This window comes from Cellulomonas fimi, assembly GCF_028583725.1.
GTDB classification, from domain to species: domain Bacteria; phylum Actinomycetota; class Actinomycetes; order Actinomycetales; family Cellulomonadaceae; genus Cellulomonas; species Cellulomonas fimi_B.
The window spans coordinates 158,378-174,963 of record NZ_CP110680.1; the positions used below are offsets into that span (position 1 = coordinate 158,378).

The 16,586-nt window shown below is 75.8% G+C and carries 22 protein-coding genes; 14 read left to right on the top strand and 8 right to left on the bottom strand.

Annotated features, from left to right (window positions below; genetic code table 11):
- Positions 1-37: 37 nt before the first annotated feature.
- Positions 38-1,033, bottom strand: a complete 996-nt coding sequence (locus OOT42_RS00705) for a magnesium and cobalt transport protein CorA (protein WP_273653062.1) — start codon at positions 1,031-1,033, stop codon at positions 38-40.
- Positions 1,034-1,135: 102 nt separating this feature from the next.
- On the opposite strand from OOT42_RS00705, the gene OOT42_RS00710 reads away from it, so the two are divergent.
- The 10 genes from OOT42_RS00710 (at position 1,136) to OOT42_RS00755 (ending at position 9,358) form a co-directional block, all read left to right on the top strand.
- Positions 1,136-2,302, top strand: a complete 1,167-nt coding sequence (locus OOT42_RS00710; RefSeq protein WP_273653063.1) for a pyridoxal phosphate-dependent aminotransferase — start codon at positions 1,136-1,138, stop codon at positions 2,300-2,302.
- Positions 2,303-2,370: 68 nt separating this feature from the next.
- Positions 2,371-2,766: a zf-TFIIB domain-containing protein gene (locus OOT42_RS00715; RefSeq protein ID WP_273653064.1), complete on the top strand. Its 396-nt coding sequence runs from the start codon at positions 2,371-2,373 to the stop codon at positions 2,764-2,766.
- Between the two features lie 185 nt (positions 2,767-2,951).
- Positions 2,952-4,340 (top strand): family 43 glycosylhydrolase, encoded by a 1,389-nt coding sequence (locus OOT42_RS00720; RefSeq protein ID WP_273653065.1) that lies wholly within the window; start codon positions 2,952-2,954, stop codon positions 4,338-4,340.
- A gap of 188 nt (positions 4,341-4,528) precedes the next feature.
- Entirely contained in the window at positions 4,529-5,749 is a 1,221-nt protein-coding gene (locus OOT42_RS00725; RefSeq protein ID WP_273653066.1) for a ThiF family adenylyltransferase, read from the top strand.
- Positions 5,750-5,829: 80 nt separating this feature from the next.
- A complete protein-coding gene (locus tag OOT42_RS00730; RefSeq protein ID WP_273653067.1) occupies positions 5,830-6,174 on the top strand; it encodes a hypothetical protein in 345 nt (114 codons plus the stop codon).
- A 170-nt stretch (positions 6,175-6,344) separates the two neighbouring features.
- Positions 6,345-7,598 (top strand): gephyrin-like molybdotransferase Glp, encoded by a 1,254-nt coding sequence (glp, locus tag OOT42_RS00735; RefSeq protein WP_273653068.1) that lies wholly within the window; start codon positions 6,345-6,347, stop codon positions 7,596-7,598.
- On the top strand, positions 7,595-8,071 hold the full coding sequence (moaC, locus tag OOT42_RS00740) for a cyclic pyranopterin monophosphate synthase MoaC (RefSeq protein ID WP_273653069.1): 477 nt from the start codon (positions 7,595-7,597) through the stop codon (positions 8,069-8,071). The genes glp and moaC overlap by 4 nt, the downstream gene beginning before the upstream one ends.
- Complete coding sequence (mobA, locus tag OOT42_RS00745; protein WP_273653070.1) at positions 8,068-8,775, top strand: molybdenum cofactor guanylyltransferase; 708 nt, start codon at positions 8,068-8,070, stop codon at positions 8,773-8,775. The genes moaC and mobA overlap by 4 nt, the downstream gene beginning before the upstream one ends.
- Positions 8,772-9,047: a DUF6457 domain-containing protein gene (locus OOT42_RS00750; protein ID WP_218052216.1), complete on the top strand. Its 276-nt coding sequence runs from the start codon at positions 8,772-8,774 to the stop codon at positions 9,045-9,047. The genes mobA and OOT42_RS00750 overlap by 4 nt, the downstream gene beginning before the upstream one ends.
- Positions 9,044-9,358 carry a MoaD/ThiS family protein gene (locus tag OOT42_RS00755; RefSeq protein WP_337251881.1) on the top strand — a complete coding sequence of 105 codons (315 nt, stop codon included), beginning with the start codon at positions 9,044-9,046 and terminating at the stop codon, positions 9,356-9,358. Before OOT42_RS00750 ends, OOT42_RS00755 begins: the two co-directional genes overlap by 4 nt.
- Before the next feature lie 78 nt (positions 9,359-9,436).
- Here OOT42_RS00755 and OOT42_RS00760 read toward each other — a convergent pair whose 3' ends face one another.
- Positions 9,437-10,144 (bottom strand): SDR family NAD(P)-dependent oxidoreductase, encoded by a 708-nt coding sequence (locus OOT42_RS00760; RefSeq protein WP_273653071.1) that lies wholly within the window; start codon positions 10,142-10,144, stop codon positions 9,437-9,439.
- 111 nt (positions 10,145-10,255) lie between these two features.
- Between OOT42_RS00760 and OOT42_RS00765 the strand changes: the two genes are divergently transcribed.
- Positions 10,256-11,137, top strand: coding sequence for a helix-turn-helix transcriptional regulator (locus tag OOT42_RS00765; protein ID WP_273653072.1), 882 nt, complete (start codon positions 10,256-10,258; stop codon positions 11,135-11,137).
- 196 nt (positions 11,138-11,333) lie between these two features.
- On the top strand, positions 11,334-11,780 hold the full coding sequence (locus OOT42_RS00770) for an SRPBCC family protein (RefSeq protein WP_273653073.1): 447 nt from the start codon (positions 11,334-11,336) through the stop codon (positions 11,778-11,780).
- Positions 11,781-11,834: 54 nt separating this feature from the next.
- On the opposite strand, the gene OOT42_RS00775 is transcribed toward OOT42_RS00770, so the two are convergent.
- The 6 genes from OOT42_RS00775 to OOT42_RS00800 all read right to left on the bottom strand — a co-directional run bounded on the left by OOT42_RS00775 (position 11,835) and on the right by OOT42_RS00800 (position 15,564).
- A complete protein-coding gene (locus tag OOT42_RS00775) occupies positions 11,835-12,704 on the bottom strand; it encodes an alpha/beta hydrolase (protein ID WP_273653074.1) in 870 nt (289 codons plus the stop codon).
- A 57-nt stretch (positions 12,705-12,761) separates the two neighbouring features.
- Positions 12,762-13,148 (bottom strand): type II toxin-antitoxin system death-on-curing family toxin, encoded by a 387-nt coding sequence (locus OOT42_RS00780; RefSeq protein ID WP_273653075.1) that lies wholly within the window; start codon positions 13,146-13,148, stop codon positions 12,762-12,764.
- Positions 13,145-13,387 (bottom strand): CopG family transcriptional regulator, encoded by a 243-nt coding sequence (locus tag OOT42_RS00785; RefSeq protein ID WP_273653076.1) that lies wholly within the window; start codon positions 13,385-13,387, stop codon positions 13,145-13,147. Before OOT42_RS00785 ends, OOT42_RS00780 begins: the two co-directional genes overlap by 4 nt.
- A gap of 157 nt (positions 13,388-13,544) precedes the next feature.
- Positions 13,545-14,648 (bottom strand): GTP 3',8-cyclase MoaA, encoded by a 1,104-nt coding sequence (gene moaA, locus OOT42_RS00790; RefSeq protein ID WP_273653077.1) that lies wholly within the window; start codon positions 14,646-14,648, stop codon positions 13,545-13,547.
- The gene (locus OOT42_RS00795; RefSeq protein ID WP_273653078.1) at positions 14,645-15,067 is read right to left on the bottom strand and encodes a molybdenum cofactor biosynthesis protein MoaE; all 423 of its coding nucleotides are present in this window, start codon (positions 15,065-15,067) and stop codon (positions 14,645-14,647) included. Before OOT42_RS00795 ends, moaA begins: the two co-directional genes overlap by 4 nt.
- Positions 15,064-15,564, bottom strand: a complete 501-nt coding sequence (locus OOT42_RS00800; RefSeq protein WP_273653079.1) for a MogA/MoaB family molybdenum cofactor biosynthesis protein — start codon at positions 15,562-15,564, stop codon at positions 15,064-15,066. Before OOT42_RS00800 ends, OOT42_RS00795 begins: the two co-directional genes overlap by 4 nt.
- A 184-nt stretch (positions 15,565-15,748) precedes the next feature.
- On the opposite strand from OOT42_RS00800, the gene OOT42_RS00805 reads away from it, so the two are divergent.
- Positions 15,749-15,925, top strand: a complete 177-nt coding sequence (locus OOT42_RS00805; RefSeq protein ID WP_273653080.1) for a hypothetical protein — start codon at positions 15,749-15,751, stop codon at positions 15,923-15,925.
- Between the two features lie 80 nt (positions 15,926-16,005).
- Positions 16,006-16,584, top strand: coding sequence for a GNAT family N-acetyltransferase (locus OOT42_RS00810; RefSeq protein ID WP_273653081.1), 579 nt, complete (start codon positions 16,006-16,008; stop codon positions 16,582-16,584).
- Positions 16,585-16,586 lie beyond the last annotated feature (2 nt).

The following is a 16,586-nucleotide window of genomic DNA, read 5'->3' on the forward strand; positions in this document are numbered from 1 at the left end:
TGACGTCGCGTCCGCCGCGTGCGCCGGGCGCGCGAGCCTAGAGCCAGCGGTTGCGGCGGAACGCGCGGTGCAGCAGGACGCACGACGCCGCGATGACGACGAGAACGGCCCAGAACCCGAACGCGGTGTCGGCGACCGGGAGGTTGCGCACGTTCATGCCGTAGATCCCGGCGATGGCCGTCGGCACGAGCCCGATGGCCGCCCACGCGGAGATCTTCCGCATGTCGGCGTTCTGCTGGACGCTCACGCGGGACTGCGCGAGCGCGACCTGCGCCAGGTCGGCCTGCAGCACGCCGCTCAGCAGGTTGTCGGCGGCCTCGATCGAGTCGGCGACGCGCAGCGTGTGGTCCTCGACGTCGCGGAAGTACTCCTGCAGGTCGGCCGGGATGCCCGGCACCTGCCCGGACGCGAGCCGGTGCACGGGCCCGACGAGCGGCACGACGGCCCGGCGGAACTGCTGCACCTCGGACTTGAGCCGGTAGATCCGCTCCGCGTGGTCCTCGCCGGGCAGCGACCCGAACACCTGGTCCTCGATCTCGTCGAGGTCGACGTCGACGGCCCGTGCGACGTCGAGGTACTCGTCGACGGTGAGGTCGAGCAGGTGGTGCAGGACGGCCCACGGGCCGAGCGCCATCGTCTCCGGGTCGCCCTCGAGGCCGCGGCGGGCCCGCGCGGGGACGGTCGAGTCGCCGTGCCGCACGACCACGACGAACCGCTGCCCGACGAACACCGCGAGCTCGCTGACGTCGACGATCTCCGCGTGGTCGACGTACCGGACCGGCTTGACGATGGCGAACGTCATGTCGCCGTACCGCTCGAGCTTCGGCCGCTGGTGCGCGCGGATCGCGTCCTCGATCGCGAGCTCGGGGAGCGAGAACCCCTCGGCGAGGGCGTCGAACTCGTCCGCCGACGGGTTGACGAGGCCGATCCACACGAAGCCGTCCTCGTGCTCGGCCTCCTGCGCGGCGGCGAACACGTCGTCGAGCCGGTGCTGCCGGACCCCGCGGGTGTAGAGCGCGCAGTCGACGATCACGGTCCGATCGTCCTCTCGTCGCGACGACGCGTCGACCTGGAGTCCTGCCGCGTGGTCGGTCCCGGGTCACGTCGCGGGACGTCGCACGGCAGGATGGGCCGGGTGAAGGTCGCTTCCCGCGCGCACGTGCCGCCGTTCGCCGTCATGGAGATCCTCGCCGCCGCGAACGCGCGCCGGGCCGCCGGGGTCGACGTGCTCAACCTGTGCGCGGGCGAGCCGTCGACGGGTGCGTCGGAGGTCGTGCGGCAGCGGGCCGTCGAGCTGCTGACGAGCGGCGACCTCGGCTACACCGAGGCGCTCGGCGCCCCCGGCCTGCGGGCCGCGATCGCGACGCACTACCGGACCTGGTACGACGTCGACGTCGACCCGGCGCGGATCGCGGTGACGACCGGCTCGTCGGGCGGGTTCATGCTCGCGTTCCTCGCGGCGTTCGACGTCGGCGACCGCGTCGCGCTGGCCCGCCCCGGGTACCCCGCGTACGCGAACATCCTGCGCGCGCTCGGCTGCGAGGTCGTCGAGCTGCCGTGCGGTCCGGAGTCCCGGTTCCAGCCGACGGTCGCGCACCTCGAGGCGGCCGGGCGTCTCGACGGTCTCGTCGTCGCGAGCCCTGCCAACCCGACGGGCACGATGGTCGGCGCGGCCGCGCTCGCGGACCTCGCGGCGTGGTGCGCGGGGCGCGGCGTGCGGCTGGTCAGCGACGAGATCTACCACGGCATCACCTACGACGCGGACGCCCAGGTGGCCACCGCCGCGCAGTACCTCGACACGGGTGCGGTCGTCGTGAACTCGTTCTCGAAGTACTGGGCGATGACCGGCTGGCGGCTCGGCTGGCTCGTGCTGCCCGACGACCTCGTCGCACCCGTCGACGCGCTCGCCGGGAACGTCGCGCTGTGCCCGCCGGCCCTCGCGCAGCACGCGGGCGTCGCCGCGTTCAGCCCCGACGGGTACGCGGCCGCGCGGGCCAACGTCGAGCGGTACGCGGCGTCGCGCGCCCTGCTGCTGGAGCGTCTGCCGGAGCTCGGCTGGACGCACGTCGCGCCGGCCGACGGCGCGTTCTACCTGTACGCCGACGTGTCCGCGACCGGTCTGGACTCCGTGACGTGGTGCGCGCGGCTGCTCGACGAGGCCGGTGTCGCGCTCACGCCCGGCACGGACTTCGACCCCGTGGACGGGCGCCGGTTCGTGCGGCTGTCGTTCGCGTCGTCGCCGGACGTCGTGCGCGAGGCCGTCGACCGGATCGTGCACTGGCAGGCGACGCTCGCGCCCTGACGCGCGCGGGCACCATCGGGGCGGGCCGCACGTTGACCCGTCGACCACCGAACCCGGGAGGACCGACCATGCGTTGCCCCGTCGACCAGGCCGAGCTCGTCATGTCCGAGCGGCAGGGGGTGGAGATCGACTACTGCCCCACGTGCCGTGGCATCTGGCTGGACCGCGGTGAGCTCGACAAGATCCTCGAGCGTGCCGCCGCCCCCGACCCGGGCCTCGGCGCCGGCGGGGCACGTCCGCCCGCCGACCCGCGTCCGCCGGCCGACCCGCGCGCGCCCTACGACGAGCGCCGCTACGACGACGGCCGCGGCTACGACGACCGGCGGGGCTACGACGACCGTCGCGGGTACGACGACCGTCGCGGCTACGACCCGCGCTACGGCGGCGACCCCCGGTACTCGGGCGACCCGCGCTACCGCAAGAAGAAGAAGGAGTCCTGGCTGGAGGACCTCTTCGACTTCTGAGGACGACGCCGGACGGGGCTCCGTCGTGGCGCCGCACGCGGCCTGGTCACCGGTGCCGTGCATCGTTGGAGAACTCGTCGCTCACGAAGCGATTCAGGTTCTTGTGACGCGTGCGCGCAGCGCGTGAATGTGAGCGATCACATCCTGCGCCGGCCCTGGCGCGGCCCGTCGGAAGGACCCTCCCCATGGCCCCGTCCAGCCGGCGTCGTGCGCTCGCACGACGCCTCCTGTCGATCACCGCAGCCGTCGCGCTCGCCGCCGGCGGCCTCGTGGCGGCCTCGTCCGCGCAGGCCGCGGCGCCCGCGCTCCGGTCGGCCGCGTCGGGCCGGTGCCTCGACGTCGCCGGCAACAGCACGACCCCGGGCGCCGCGATCCAGATCTGGGACTGCAACGGCGTCGCAGGGCAGGGGTGGACGTTGACGTCCGCAGGTGAGCTCCGCACGTTCGACGGGACCCGGTGTCTCGACGCGCTGAACTGGGGGACGACGGCCGGCACGGCCCTCATCTCCTGGAGCTGCACCGGTGGCGCCAACCAGAAGTTCGCGTGGGGTGCGAACGGGTCGCTGCGCAGCCAGCAGTCGGGCCTGTGCCTCGACGTGACCAGCAACCGCACGGCCAACGGCACCGCCGTCGCGCTGTGGACGTGCAACGGCCGCGACAACCAGCGCTGGACGAGCGTCTCCGGCGGCGACGGCGGGACGACGTACCCCAACCCCGGCGTCGTCACGGGCGCGACGTGGGCGCACGACCCGACCGTCGTGAAGCGTCCCGACGGCTCCTACCTGGTCGCGACGACCGGCCGCGGCATCCCGCTGAAGACGTCCCGCGACCGCACCGCCTGGACCGACGCGGGCGCCGCGTTCCCGAACGGCACCCCGTGGACGGCGACGCACACCACCGGCGACCTGTGGGCACCCGACCTGTCGTACCGGGACGGCCGGTACTGGCTGTACTACTCGGCGTCGACGTTCGGCAGCCAGACCTCCGGCATCTACCTCGCGACCAGCCCGAGCGGCGACGCCGGGACGTGGACGAACCGCGGCCTGGTCGTCAGCACGACCAGCAGCAGCGGCTACAACGCGATCGACCCCGACGTCGTCACGGACGCGCAGGGGCGGCTGTGGCTGAGCCTCGGGTCGTTCTGGTCGGGCATCAAGCTCATCGCGCTCGACCCGTCGACGGGCCTGCGGTCGGGCAGCGCGATCCACTCGCTCGCGACGCGCAGCGGCGGCGTCGAGGCGCCGGACATCCTCCACCGCGACGGCTACTACTACCTGTTCGTGTCGTTCGACGCGTGCTGCCGCGGCGCCCAGAGCACCTACCGCGTCGCGGTCGGGCGATCGACGTCGATCACCGGCCCGTACGTCGACCGCGCGGGCGTCGCGATGACCAGCGGCGGCGGGACGCAGGTCCTCGCCGGGCACGGCTCGGTGCACGGCCCCGGCCACAGCGCGACCCTGCGCGACGGCGACGGCGACGTGCTCTTCTACCACTGGTACACCGACGCCGGTGACTCGCGGCTGGGCATCAACCTGCTCGGCTGGGACGCCGCGGGCTGGCCGTACGTGCGCTGAGGGCCGGACGCGGGCGTCACGGGGAGCGGCGCCCGGACGGCGGACGCGGCGGTCGACGGGGACCGGGTCACCTCGTCGACCGCCGCATCCCGCGCCGCGCCCGCGGGCCGGTGTGGCGACCGTCCGCGCCCCGATATCGACGGCGGTCCGCCGACCGGGACGTCCCGCGCCGACGTAGGTTGGTCGACGTGCACGTGCCCCCGCTCGTCGAGCCCGGACCGCCCCTGACCGCCGCCCAGGTCGCCCGCGGTTCCCGCCACCTGCTGCTGCCCGGGCTCGGGGTCGACGGCCAGCGCCGGCTGCGGAACGCGCGCGTGCTCGTCGTCGGCGCGGGCGGGCTGGGCGCACCCGTCCTGCAGTACCTCGCCGCGGCGGGGGTGGGGACGATCGGCGTGGTCGACGACGACGTCGTCGACGTGACGAACCTGCAGCGCCAGGTCGTCCACGGCACGTCCGACGTCGGCCGCCCCAAGGTCGACAGCGCGCGCGACGCGATCGCCGCGCTCGACCCCGACGTCCGCGTCGTCGTGCACGCGCTCCGGCTCGACGAGGCGAACGTCGACGACGTCCTGCGCGGGTACGACCTCGTCGTCGACGGCACCGACAACTTCCCCACCCGGTACCTCGTCAACGACGCGTGCGTGCGCCTCGGCCTGCCGGAGGTGTGGGGGTCGGTCCTGCGGTACGACGCCCAGACGACGGTCTTCTGGGGTCGCCCGCCCGCCGGCTCGGGTGTCCCCGCCGTGCAGCTGCGCGACCTGTTCCCGTCCCCGCCGCCGCCCGACACCGTCCCGTCCTGCGCCGAGGCCGGCGTGCTCGGCGCGCTGTGCGGGCAGGTCGGGTCCGTCATGGCGACCGAGGCGGTCAAGCTGCTCACGGGCCTCGGCGAGCCGATGCTGGGCCGCGTCCTCGTCGTCGACGCGCTGCGCGGCCGCTGGTCGCAGGTGCCGCTCGTCCCGTCCCCGCGCCGCTCCTCGGCCGAGGAGACGCCGGTGCCGTCGGCTGACGCGACCCACGGTCCTTCGCGCACCGACGGGGCGCCGCGCGCCGCGGGTGCGCCGATCAGCGGAGCGGCGTCGGTGGCGTCGCACCCGCTCGACGACGACGTCCCGACCGTGACGGCCGCCGAGCTCGCCGCACGGCTCGCGGTCGACCCGACGACCGTGCTCGTCGACGTCCGCGAGGCCGCCGAGCTCGACGTGATCGCCGTCCCCGGTGCGACCCACGTCCCGCTCGGGCGCATCCTCGACGGCTCCGGCGTCCCCGACCTGCCCCGGGACCGGCCGGTCCTCGTGATGTGCCAGGTCGGCGCCCGGTCGATGGTCGCCGCCCGCGCGCTCCGGGCGTCCGGCGTCGACGCGGTCAACGTCGAGGGCGGCGTGCTGGCCTGGCTCGCGACGCGCTCGTGAACGCGGCGGACGGACCGCCCGGCGAGGACCGCTGGGTCGCCTGGGCGGCGTACCCCGGACGAGCCGGGCACGGCGCCGGCGTGGCACGCGAGTCGGCGTGGTCCGTCGTGGCGCAGCGGTTCGAGGAGCTGCTCGCCGATGGAGGCGGGTACCTCGAGGTCGGTCCGGCCGACGGCGAGCACCCGGCGATGTCGATCGGGTTCGACGAGCGCGTCGCCGTCGTGCACCTGTTCCCGGACCCGTCGTCGTGCCTCCTGCTCGTCGGTGACGGGTCCCGCGCGCCCGACGACGTCGTGAGCGTCCCGGTCCTCGACTCGGTGGCCGACTTCGACGGCGTATACGCGACCGCCCCGCGCGACGCCTGGCGTGTCGTCGAGCGCGTCCTGCGGGACGGCACCGACGACTCCCGCTGGCACGCGCTCTGACGCGGCGAGCACCGGCCCCGGTGGACGGGCCAGGCGTGCCGGGCGTGCCCCTCCCGTCCGCCGGTCGTCCGGGCGTATCTCGCCCGACCTCCGGCCCGCCGACCCGGCCCGGCGTTTCTCCCGGTGGTCCGCCCCGCCGGACCCCGGCGGGCGGGTGGCAGGATCGGGGGGTGCCGACGACCACCGTGATGCGGACCCTCGACGAGCACCGCGCGGCCGCGCTCGCGCTGGCCACGCCGCTGCCCACGGTCGACGTCGGCCTGACCGACGCGCTCGGGCACGTGCTCGCGCAGGACGTGCGCACCGACGAGCCGCTGCCGCGGTGGGACAACTCGGCGATGGACGGCTACGCCGTGCGCGCCGCCGACGTGCGCGACGCGTCCGAGGCCGCGCCCGTGACGCTGCGGGTCGTCGCCGACCTCCCGGCGGGGTCGTCGGGGCGCCCGGTCGTCGAGCCGGGGACCGCGGCGCGGATCATGACGGGCGCGCCCGTCCCGCCCGGTGCGGACGCCGTCGTCCCGGTCGAGGACACCGACGCCGGGACGGTGAACGTCCAGGTCAGGGCGTCGACGGCGGTCGGTCGGCACGTCCGGCGAACCGGCGAGGACGCCGTTCCGGGGGACCTCGTCGTCGCCGCGGGGACGCTGCTCGGCCCCGCGCACGTGGCCGCCGTCGCGTCGGTCGGCGTCGCCCAGGTCGCGGTGCACCGGCGGCCGCGCGTCGCGGTCGTCAGCACGGGCGACGAGCTCGTCGCGCCCGGCACGGCGCTCGCGCACGGGCAGATCCCCGACTCGAACTCGTGGCTGCTCGCCGCGGCGGTGCGCGAGGCGGGCGGCGAGGCGATGCGGCTCGGCCCGGTCGGCGACGACCCGGACGCGCTGCGCGACCTGCTGCACGGGCTCGACGGCGGCGTCGACGCGATCGTCACGTCGGGCGGGGTGAGCGTCGGCGCGTTCGACGTGGTCAAGGCCGCGCTGCTCGACGAGCCCGACGTGGTCTTCGTGCCCGTCGCCGTGCAGCCCGGCAAGCCGCAGGGACTCGGCCGGCTGCCCGGCGGGACGCCCGTGCTCGCTCTGCCCGGCAACCCTGTGAGCTCGTTCGTGTCCTTCGAGCTCTTCGTGCGGCCCGCGCTGCTGCGCATGCGTGGTCTCGCCGACGTCGAGCGCCCGACGACGACCGCCGTGGCGGACGACGGCTGGCGCACCCCGCCCGGCCGCGCCCAGGTCATGCCGGTGCGCTTCGTCGCCCCGACGTCCGCCCCGACCTCCGAGCAGCCCCACCCGCACGTCGTCCGCGCCACCGCGGGCGGCTCCGGATCCCACCTCGTCGCCCGCCTGGCCCTCGCCGAGGGGCTCGCGGTCGTCCCGCCCGACACCACGGTCGCGCCCGGCGACCTCGTCACCGTCCTGAGAGTCGCCCCATGACGCAGCCGTTCACCCACCTCGACGCCGCCGGCCACGCCCGGATGGTCGACGTCACGCACAAGCAGCCGACGGTCCGCGCGGCCACCGCCTCGGGGCGTGTCGTGTGCGGGCCGGACGTCGTGGCCGCGCTGCGCGACGGCAGGGTCCCGAAGGGCGACGTGCTCGCCGTCGCGCGTGTCGCGGGGATCGCCGCCGCCAAGCGGACGGCCGAGCTGCTGCCGCTCGCGCACGTCATCGGCGTGCACGGCGTCGTCGTCGACCTGCGCGTGGAGGACGACGGCGTCGCGATCGAGGCGACAGTCCGCACAGCCGACCGCACGGGCGTCGAGATGGAGGCGCTGACCGCCGTCTCGGTGACCGCGCTCGCGGTCGTCGACATGGTCAAGGGCCTCGACAAGTCCGTGTCGATCGCCGCCGTCCGGCTCGAGGCGAAGACCGGCGGCAAGTCGGGCGACTGGCGGCGCGAGCCGTGACCTTCGACGCGGTCGTCCTCGCGGGCGGTCGCGCGCAGCGGCTCGGCGGTACCGACAAGGGGTCCGTCGTCGTCGCTGGTCGCGCCCTGGTCGACCACGCGCTCGCGGCCGTCGCCGACGCCAGTGCGCTCGTCGTCGTCGGGCCGCCCTCGGTCGCCCGACCGGGCGTGCTGACGGTCCAGGAGTCGCCGCCGTTCGGCGGCCCGGTCGCGGGCCTCGCGGCCGGTCTGACCGCGCTCGTGGCGACGCCCGCCGTCGAGGACGCCGTCCCGGGCGACGAGGAGCCGGCGCAGCGCACGGGTGCCGCGCCGGACGCGAGCGTGGCGGCGGGCGACGCCGGTGATCCGCTGGTCGTCGTCCTCGCGTGCGACGTGCCCGGGGCCGCGCGTGTCGTCCCGGCGCTCGTCGCTGCGGCGCTGGCCGCCCCCGAGGCCGACGGTGCCCGGCTCGTCGCGGGCGACGGGTCGCCGCAGCACCTCGTCGCGGCGTACCGCCGGTCCGCGCTCGACGCCGCGCTCGCGGCGCTCCCGGACGGCCCGCGCGACGCGTCGGTGCGGCGCCTGGTCGCGGGGCTGCGGCTGGTCGACGTCCGCGACCCCGACGACGCGGCGGCGGACGCGGACACGTGGGACGACGTGCGCCTCCTCGACGCCCGGCTGTCCGGTGGCACCATCGACCCTGACGACGATCGGAGGACACCGTGAGCACAGACCCCCGCAGGGCGCCCGGCGCGGACCTGCCCGCCTGGGTGGAGCACGTCGCCGCCGAGCTCGGCGTCGACCCGGCGCTCGTCGACATCGAGCGCATCCTCGACGTCGCGACCGACGTCGCGCACTCCGTCGCCCGGCCGGCGGTCCCGGTGACCATGCTGGTCGCGGGCCTCGCGATCGCGTCCGGGCGCTCGGGCGAGGACGTGCTCGCGACGGCCCGCCGCGCCGCGCTGGCGTGGGCGTCCGACGAGAACGTGCTGCCGTGACGACGCCGACGGAGGCGTCGACCGCGACGACGGGACCCGCGCCCATCACAACCGGGCACCGGACGGCACCCGCCGGGACCGTGACAGTCCGGTACTTCGCCGCGGCCGCCGAGGCGGCGGGTCTCGACACCGAGGTCCTCGCCGCGGGCACCGCGGCGGACGTCGTCACCGAGATGACGGGCCGCCACCCCGCCCTCGCCGCGGTCCTGCCGCGCTGCGCGCTGCTCGCCGACGGCACGCGCGTCGAGGGCGCGGACGAGGTGCGTGCGGGCGTGACGCTCGACGTCCTCCCGCCGTTCGCGGGCGGCTGACGGGCTGACCGCCGCACGCCTGCCCGACCGGCGTCCGGCCGACCCGCCCGGCGCACGCACGCCGGACGGGTCGTCGCGTCACCAGGGCACCGCACCCGACCGGTCGCGGAAGGTGCCGGACGGCGCGTCGGGTCCGACCGTCGCCGCGGCGACGACCGCGTCGGCGCCCTGCTCGACCGTCTGGTACCCCTGGAACCCGTTGAGCCCGGTCGCGGTGTAGCCCGGGTCGACCGCGAGGACCTGGTACCCCTCCAGCACCTTCGCGTACTGGCTCGTGATCATGTTGAGCGCGGCCTTCGACGACGGGTAGGCGAGCCCGGCGATGGTCGACTCGAAGCGACCCGGGTCGGTGGTGACGCCGAACGAGCCGAGCCCGCTCGACACCATGACGACGCGCGGCTGCGCGGACCGGTCGAGCAGCGGCAGGAACGCGTGCGTGACCCGGACGGGTCCGAGCACGTTGACGCCGTAGACGGGCAGGAAGTCGGCGGCCGGGGTGTCCCGCGGCCCGACGACGCGCCCGCTGACGCCGGCGTTGTTGACGAGCACGTCGAGCCGGCCGTGCGTCGCGTCGACGACGCGGACGGCCTCGGCGACGGAGGTGTCGTCGGTGACGTCGAGCCGCACGGCCCGCGCGTCGCCGCCGAGCCCGGTGGCGACGGCCTCGCCGGCGGTGAGGTCGCGCGCGCCGACCCAGACGGTCCAGCCGAGCGCGACGAGGCGGCGGGCGGTCTCCCGCCCGATTCCCTGGGTGGCCCCCGTGACGAGGGCGATCGTGGTGTCCATGGGTCGACCCTCCGCCGCCGCCCCGGGGCCCTCCAGGGCGCGTCGACCCTGGGACCGGCGGTCCCACGCTGCGACGTCCCGCGCGCGACCGGACGGGTGGATCCTGGGCGCATGGATCGTGGGGAGCTCGCCCAGGTGCTGCGGCGTGCGCGTGCGCGCCTGTCGCCGCAGGACGTCGGCCTGCCGGCCGGGGAGCGGCGTCGCGTCGGGGGTCTGCGCCGCGAGGAGGTCGCGCTCCTCGCGGGCGTGAGCGTCGACTACGTCGTGCGGCTCGAGCAGGGCCGTGGACCGCGACCGTCGCCGCAGGTCCTGCGTGCGCTCGCCCGGGCGCTGCGGCTCGACGACGACGAGAGCGCCGAGCTGTTCCACCTGGCGGGCTCGACGCCGCCGCTGCCGGGCACCGTCGACGACGTCGTGCGCCCCAGCGTGCAGCGCCTGATGGACCGCCTCGTCGACCTGCCGGTGATGCTGCTCGACGCGCGCGGCGACGTGCTCGCGTGGAACGCGATGGCGTCGGCGCTGCTCGGTGACTGGTCGTCGGTGCCGGTGCGCGAGCGCAACGTCAACCGGATCCGGTTCCTCGGCACGACGCCCTACGGCCCGCGGACGCGCGTCGCGATGTCGCCCGGTGAGCGCGAGGAGACCGCGGCGCAGGCGGTCGCGGCGCTGCGGACCGCGACGGCCCGCTACCCGAAGGACGCCCGCCTGAACGAGCTGATCGCCGAGCTGCGGCGCGAGAGCCCGGACTTCGAGCGGATGTGGCAGGAGGGCGGCGCGAGCCTCTGGCGCAGTCACCGCAAGTCGGTCGACCACCCGACCGTCGGACGCGTGACGCTCGACTGCGACGCGCTGCACGTCCCCGACAGCGACCAGGCGCTCATCGTCTACTCGGCCCCGCCCGGCAGCCCCGCCGCCGACGCGCTCGCGCTCCTGCGCGTCATCGGGACGCAGACGCTGACGCCGACCGCGGGCACGGCTGCGACGCGCGACTGACGGCCCCGGGCGGCGGCCCGTCGTGGTCGCCGCACCGGTCGCCCAGGGCCGAAGGGTGCGCCTCGACGGCACCCGGCGCACGCCGAGCGGCCGTCCTCCACCGGAACGGGGGAACGTGACCGCGCTCGGCGCGCGACCCGTCCGGGCCCGACCTAGCGTGGCCCGATCACCCCGTCCTGAGCGAAGGGAGCACGGTATGCCGACGATCGACCAGACCATCGAGGTGGCCGTCCCGATCAGCACCGCCTACGACCAGTGGACGCAGTTCGAGGAGTTCCCGCACTTCATGGGTGGCGTCGAGGAGGTGCGTCAGGTCACGGACACGCTCACGCACTGGCGGACCTCGATCGGCGGTGTGGAGCGGGAGTTCGACGCGCAGATCACCGACCAGCACCCGGACCAGCGCGTCGCGTGGCGCAGCGTCGACGGCCCCGCGCACGAGGGCGTCGTGACGTTCGAGGCGATCGACGCGGGCACGACGCGCGTGCACGTCGAGACCCGGTGGGAGCCGGACTCGCTCGTCGAGAAGGCCGGCGCCGCCGTCGGTGCCGACGACCTGCAGGTGAAGGCCGACCTCAAGCGGTTCAAAGAATTCATCGAGAACCGCGGCACCGAGACGGGTGCCTGGCGCGGCGACGTCTGACCGCCCGACGCACGACGACGCCCGGCCGCCCGCTCCTGGGACGGCCGGGCGTCGTCACGTGCACGGCGCGGCGCCGCCGAGCGTCGCGACGTCGACGACCGCGCCGACCAGCGCCGGGCCGGACGCCAGCACGCGGTCGTTGTGACCGCCGCCCGGCACCTCGACCTCGACGACCGTCGACCCGGCCCGCCGCGCCGCGTCGGCGACCCGGCGGCTCAACCGGTCCGGGACCGTCGTGTCGGCGTCGCCGTGGACGACCGCGACGGGCACGGTGACCCGCCCGACGTGCGCGACGACGTCGAACCGGTCGCGCAGCAGCCACCCGAGCGGCACGCCCGTGACGGCCCGCGCCGCGTCGGCGAGCGTCGTGAACGGCGACCGCAGGACGAGCGCGGCGGGCGGGTGCTCGGCGGCCAGCCCGCTGGCGACCGCGCCGCCGAGGCTCTCACCGAGGTAGACCGTCGACGCGGCGGGGACACCGGCGTCGAGCAGGAAGTCGCGTGCCGCGCGGGCGTCGCGCGCGAGGCCCTCCTCCGACGGCGAGCCCGGGTTGCCGCCGTAGCCGCGGTACTCGAGCAGCAGCACCCCGAACCCCGCGTCGCGCAGCGCCGACGCGAGCGACGCCCGCCCGGCCCGGTTCCCGCCGTTGCCCGGCGCGACGAGGACGGTCGACGTGCACCCGTCGGCAGCGGGCAGGTACCAGGCGGCGAGCGTCAGCCCGTCCGACGTGTGCAGCTCGACGTCCCGTGCGCCCGGCAGGACGGACGCGACCGGGGGCGGCTCGCGGCGGTCGGGGACGAACACGATCGACCGCTGCATGACCGCGACCCCCACGACGGCGAGGACGAGCACGACGGCGAGCGCGCCGAGCGCGACCGCGACGCGGCGCCGGGCGCGCGGACGAGCGTCGGACCGCCCGCTCACCGTCCGATCGTCGCACCGGCACGTCGCACCGGCCACGACGACCGGCGCCGCCAGGCGCTACCGCGCGTCGAGCGGGCGGGCGTGCGCCTCCAGCCAGCCGGCGATCTCCTCGAGCGTCAGGTGGTCGTCGCCGCCGACCGCCCGGACGAACCTGTCGACGTCGTGCGGCTCGGCGACGAGCCGATGGCCGTTGAGCCGGTAGAGCACGTCCGTCATCGTCCAGGAGAGACGCTTGTTCCCGTCCAGGAGCGGATGTGAGCGGTTGAGCGCGTCGAGGAGCGCCGCCGCCTTCGCGTGCAGGCCCTCATACGCCTCGACCCCCCACACGACGGCCGCGGGGCGCGCGAGCGCGGACGCGAGCGCCCCCTCGTCGCGGATGTAGAGGCCGAGCAGCTCGCAGAAGTCGAGCGTGTCCTCCATGTCGACGTAGACGACCGTCGTCATCGCGAGAGCAGGTCGAGCGCCTCGGTGTTGTCGGCGATCGAGTCGCGGATCGCCCGCGCTGCCGCCGACCGCCGGGCGGCCCGAGCGGCGAGGGAGGCATCCTCGTCGGCGGCGTCGAGGCGGGCCGCGTGCTCACGGACGGCGATCGCGACGACGTCCGTCATCGTGCGCTTCTCCCGCTCCGCGACCGTGCGCAGCAGCTCCTCGTCGGCCGGGTCGAGCCTGAGCGTCATCGCCATCGCGCACATCCTCCGTGGCAGGTATCGGGCGGATACCAGCCTAGTCGGCGCCGATGTACCGGCACCAGCGCCCGCCGGGTTCCGCGCGTCCGCGGAGTCCGTCGTGTCGCCGTGGCGACACGGATGGCGGACGCAGCGGCCGCTGGGACAGCCGCGGTCAGCCGCCGATCGCGCTCATCGGCCGGTCGGGCTGCCGGAACGTCGGCTCGCCGATGCCGTGACCGGCCTTCTTGCCCGCGAGGCAGCGCCGGAACGCGTCGGCGACGGCGTCGTCGTCGAGCGCCTCGTCCCGCACGACCGCGCGCACGTCGACCTCGTCCTGCGCGAACAGGCACGCGCGCAGCTGCCCGTCGGCGGTGAGCCGCAGCCGGTCGCACGCCGCGCAGAACGGCGCGGTGACGGACGCGATGACGCCGACGGTCTGCGGTCCGCCGTCGACGTACCAGAGCTCGGCGGGGGCAGCGCCGCGGCCCGGCACCTCGGTGAGCGTGAACGCTGAGGTCAGCCGGCCGAGGATCTCGGCCTGCGTGACCATCTGCGTGCGGTCCCACGTGTGGCCGCCGTCGAGCGGCATCTGCTCGATGAAGCGCATCTGGTACCCGCGCTCGACCGCGAACCGCGTGAGCGCCACGACCTCGTCGTCGTTCACGCCGCGCATCGCGACGGCGTTGATCTTCACGGGCCGGAGCCCGGCCGCGTCGGCGGCGGCGATGCCCGCGAGCGTCTCGACGAGCTTGTCGCGCCGCGTGAGCTCGATGAACTTCGCGCGGTCGAGCGTGTCGAGGCTGATGTTCACCCGCGACAGCCCGGCGTCCCGCAGCGCGGACGCGAGCGCGGGGAGCCGGAGCGCGTTGGTCGTGAGCGAGACCTCGGGGCTGCCGTGCGGGCCGGTGAGGGCCGTGAGCCGCCGGACGACGTCCACGACGTCGACGCGCAGCAGCGGCTCGCCGCCCGTCAGGCGGATCTCGGTGATCCCGAGCTCGACCCCGACGCGCGCGACGCGCACGATCTCGTCGGTGCTGAGCATCGTCGAGCGGGCGAGCCACGGGACGCCCTCGGCGGGCATGCAGTACGTGCACCGCAGCGAGCACCGGTCGGTCAGCGAGATGCGCAGGTCGTGGTGCGGCCGCCCGAACCGGTCGACGAGCGGGGCGTCGGAGCGGGGCGCGTCGACCTGCCGTGGCGCGCGGTCGCGCGGCGTGGCGCGGGCGTCGTCACCGGACGACGAGGACCGCACGGTCGGCATCGGCAGGTCCGTCATGACATCCCCACCCACACGTGCGACCCGTCCGCGAGGATCTCGCGCTTCCAGACGGGCAGCTCGGCCTTGACGGTCTCGACGAGCGCCCGGCACACGTCGAACGCCTCGGCGCGGTGCGCGGTCGCGACGGCGCAGACGATCGCCGCCTCGCCGACCTCGAGCCGCCCGACGCGGTGGCTCACCGCGAGCCCGAGCACGTCGTCGTCCGCCGCCGCCCGCTCGGCGAGCCGCGTCAGGACCGCCGCTGCGTCGGGGTGCGCGCTGTACTCCAGCGCGACGATCTTCCCGTCCACCGACGGGTCGTGGTCGCGGACGAGCCCGACGAAGGTCGCGACGGCCCCCGCCCGCGCGTCGCTCACATGTTCCACGTGAAACAGCAGGTCAAGCGGCCGCTCCTCGATCCGCGCCAGCACGGTCATCCGTGGTCACCCCCCGCGACCTGGTCGAGCAGGTGGTCCAGCAGCGGCAGCAGCGTCGCGAGGTTGTCCCGGACGCCCCCGGGGGAGCCGGGGAGGTTCACCACGACGACCCCGTCGGCGGTCACGCCCGCGAGCCCGCGGGACAGGACGGCCGTCGGCACGGTCCGCGCCGACTCGCGGCGCAGCAGCTCGGCGATCCCCGGCAGCTCGCGGTCCAGCACGGCACGCGTCCCCTCGGGTGTCCGGTCGCGCGGCCCGACGCCGGTCCCGCCCGACGTCACGACCAGACGCGCACCGTCGCGCGCCGCCGCCTCGATCGCGTGCTGCACGGGGAGGGCGCCGTCGGGCACGACGGCGGGCTCGGCGACCGCGTACCCGGCCTCGACCAGCAGGTCCCGCGCGAGCGGTCCCGACCGGTCCTCGCGCGTCCCCGCCGCCGACCGGTCGGACACGACGACGACCGCCGCGTGCCGCCCGTCCCGGTGTCCCGTGGTCACCGCGTCAGCCTAACGACGCACCCCCGGACCGCCTCCGGTGCCCGCACCGTGGAAAACCCCGCGGCCCGCGCCCGCCGTGCCAGCATGGGCGCGACCCCCGACGAGCGACCCAGGAAGAGCACCGGTGCGCAGAGCAGGCCCGACGTGGCGACGCAAGCGACGACTGCTCCTGAACGCGGCTGTCGTGGCCGTGATCGGGTTCGCGGTCCTGCGCGCCGCGACGCGCGGGTCCACGGTCATCGCCGTGGCCGCCGTCCTCGCGGTCGGCGGTGCGGTGTGGCTCGTGGTCGACTCCCTGCGCCGTCGACGCCGACGGGCGCTCGCGCCCCTCGACCGGGCACCGGCCGACGGGACGCGCTGAGGACGGCGGGGCCCGCGCACCACGCCGGGTGTGCCCGCGCCGGCTCGTCGGACGGGCGGCACGGGTCCTACGGTGCCGGGATGGGACCCGAGCGGCGGACCGAGCGACTCGTCATGCGGCAGTGGACCGAGGCGGACCTCGAGCCGTTCGCGCGGATGAACGCGGACCCCGAGGTCATGGAGCACTTCCCGGCACCGCTGACCCGCGAGCAGAGCGACGCGCTCGCTGCCCGGGCGCAGGCCGGCCTGGCCGAGAACGGCTGGGGCCTGTGGGCGCTCGAGGTCGACGGCCGGTTCGCGGGCTTCACGGGCCTGAACCGCCCGTCGTGGAACCCGGACCTCGTCGAGGTCGGCTGGCGGCTGCCGCGGTGGGCGTGGGGGCACGGGTACGCGTCGGAGGCGGCCCGCGAGGCGCTGCGCGTCGGGTTCGAGGAGGCGGGCCTCGACGAGATCGTCTCCTTCACGGCCGTGCCGAACGTCCGCTCGCAGGCGGTGATGCGGCGCATCGGCATGACGCGCGACCCGGCCGACGACTTCGACCACCCGTCGGTCCCGCACGGGCACCGGCTCGAGCGGCACGTGCTGTACCGCATCGCCCGACCGGCGGTCGGCGGCGACGACCCGGCGGCGGGTAGGCTGGCGCGGCAACGCGACAACTGAAC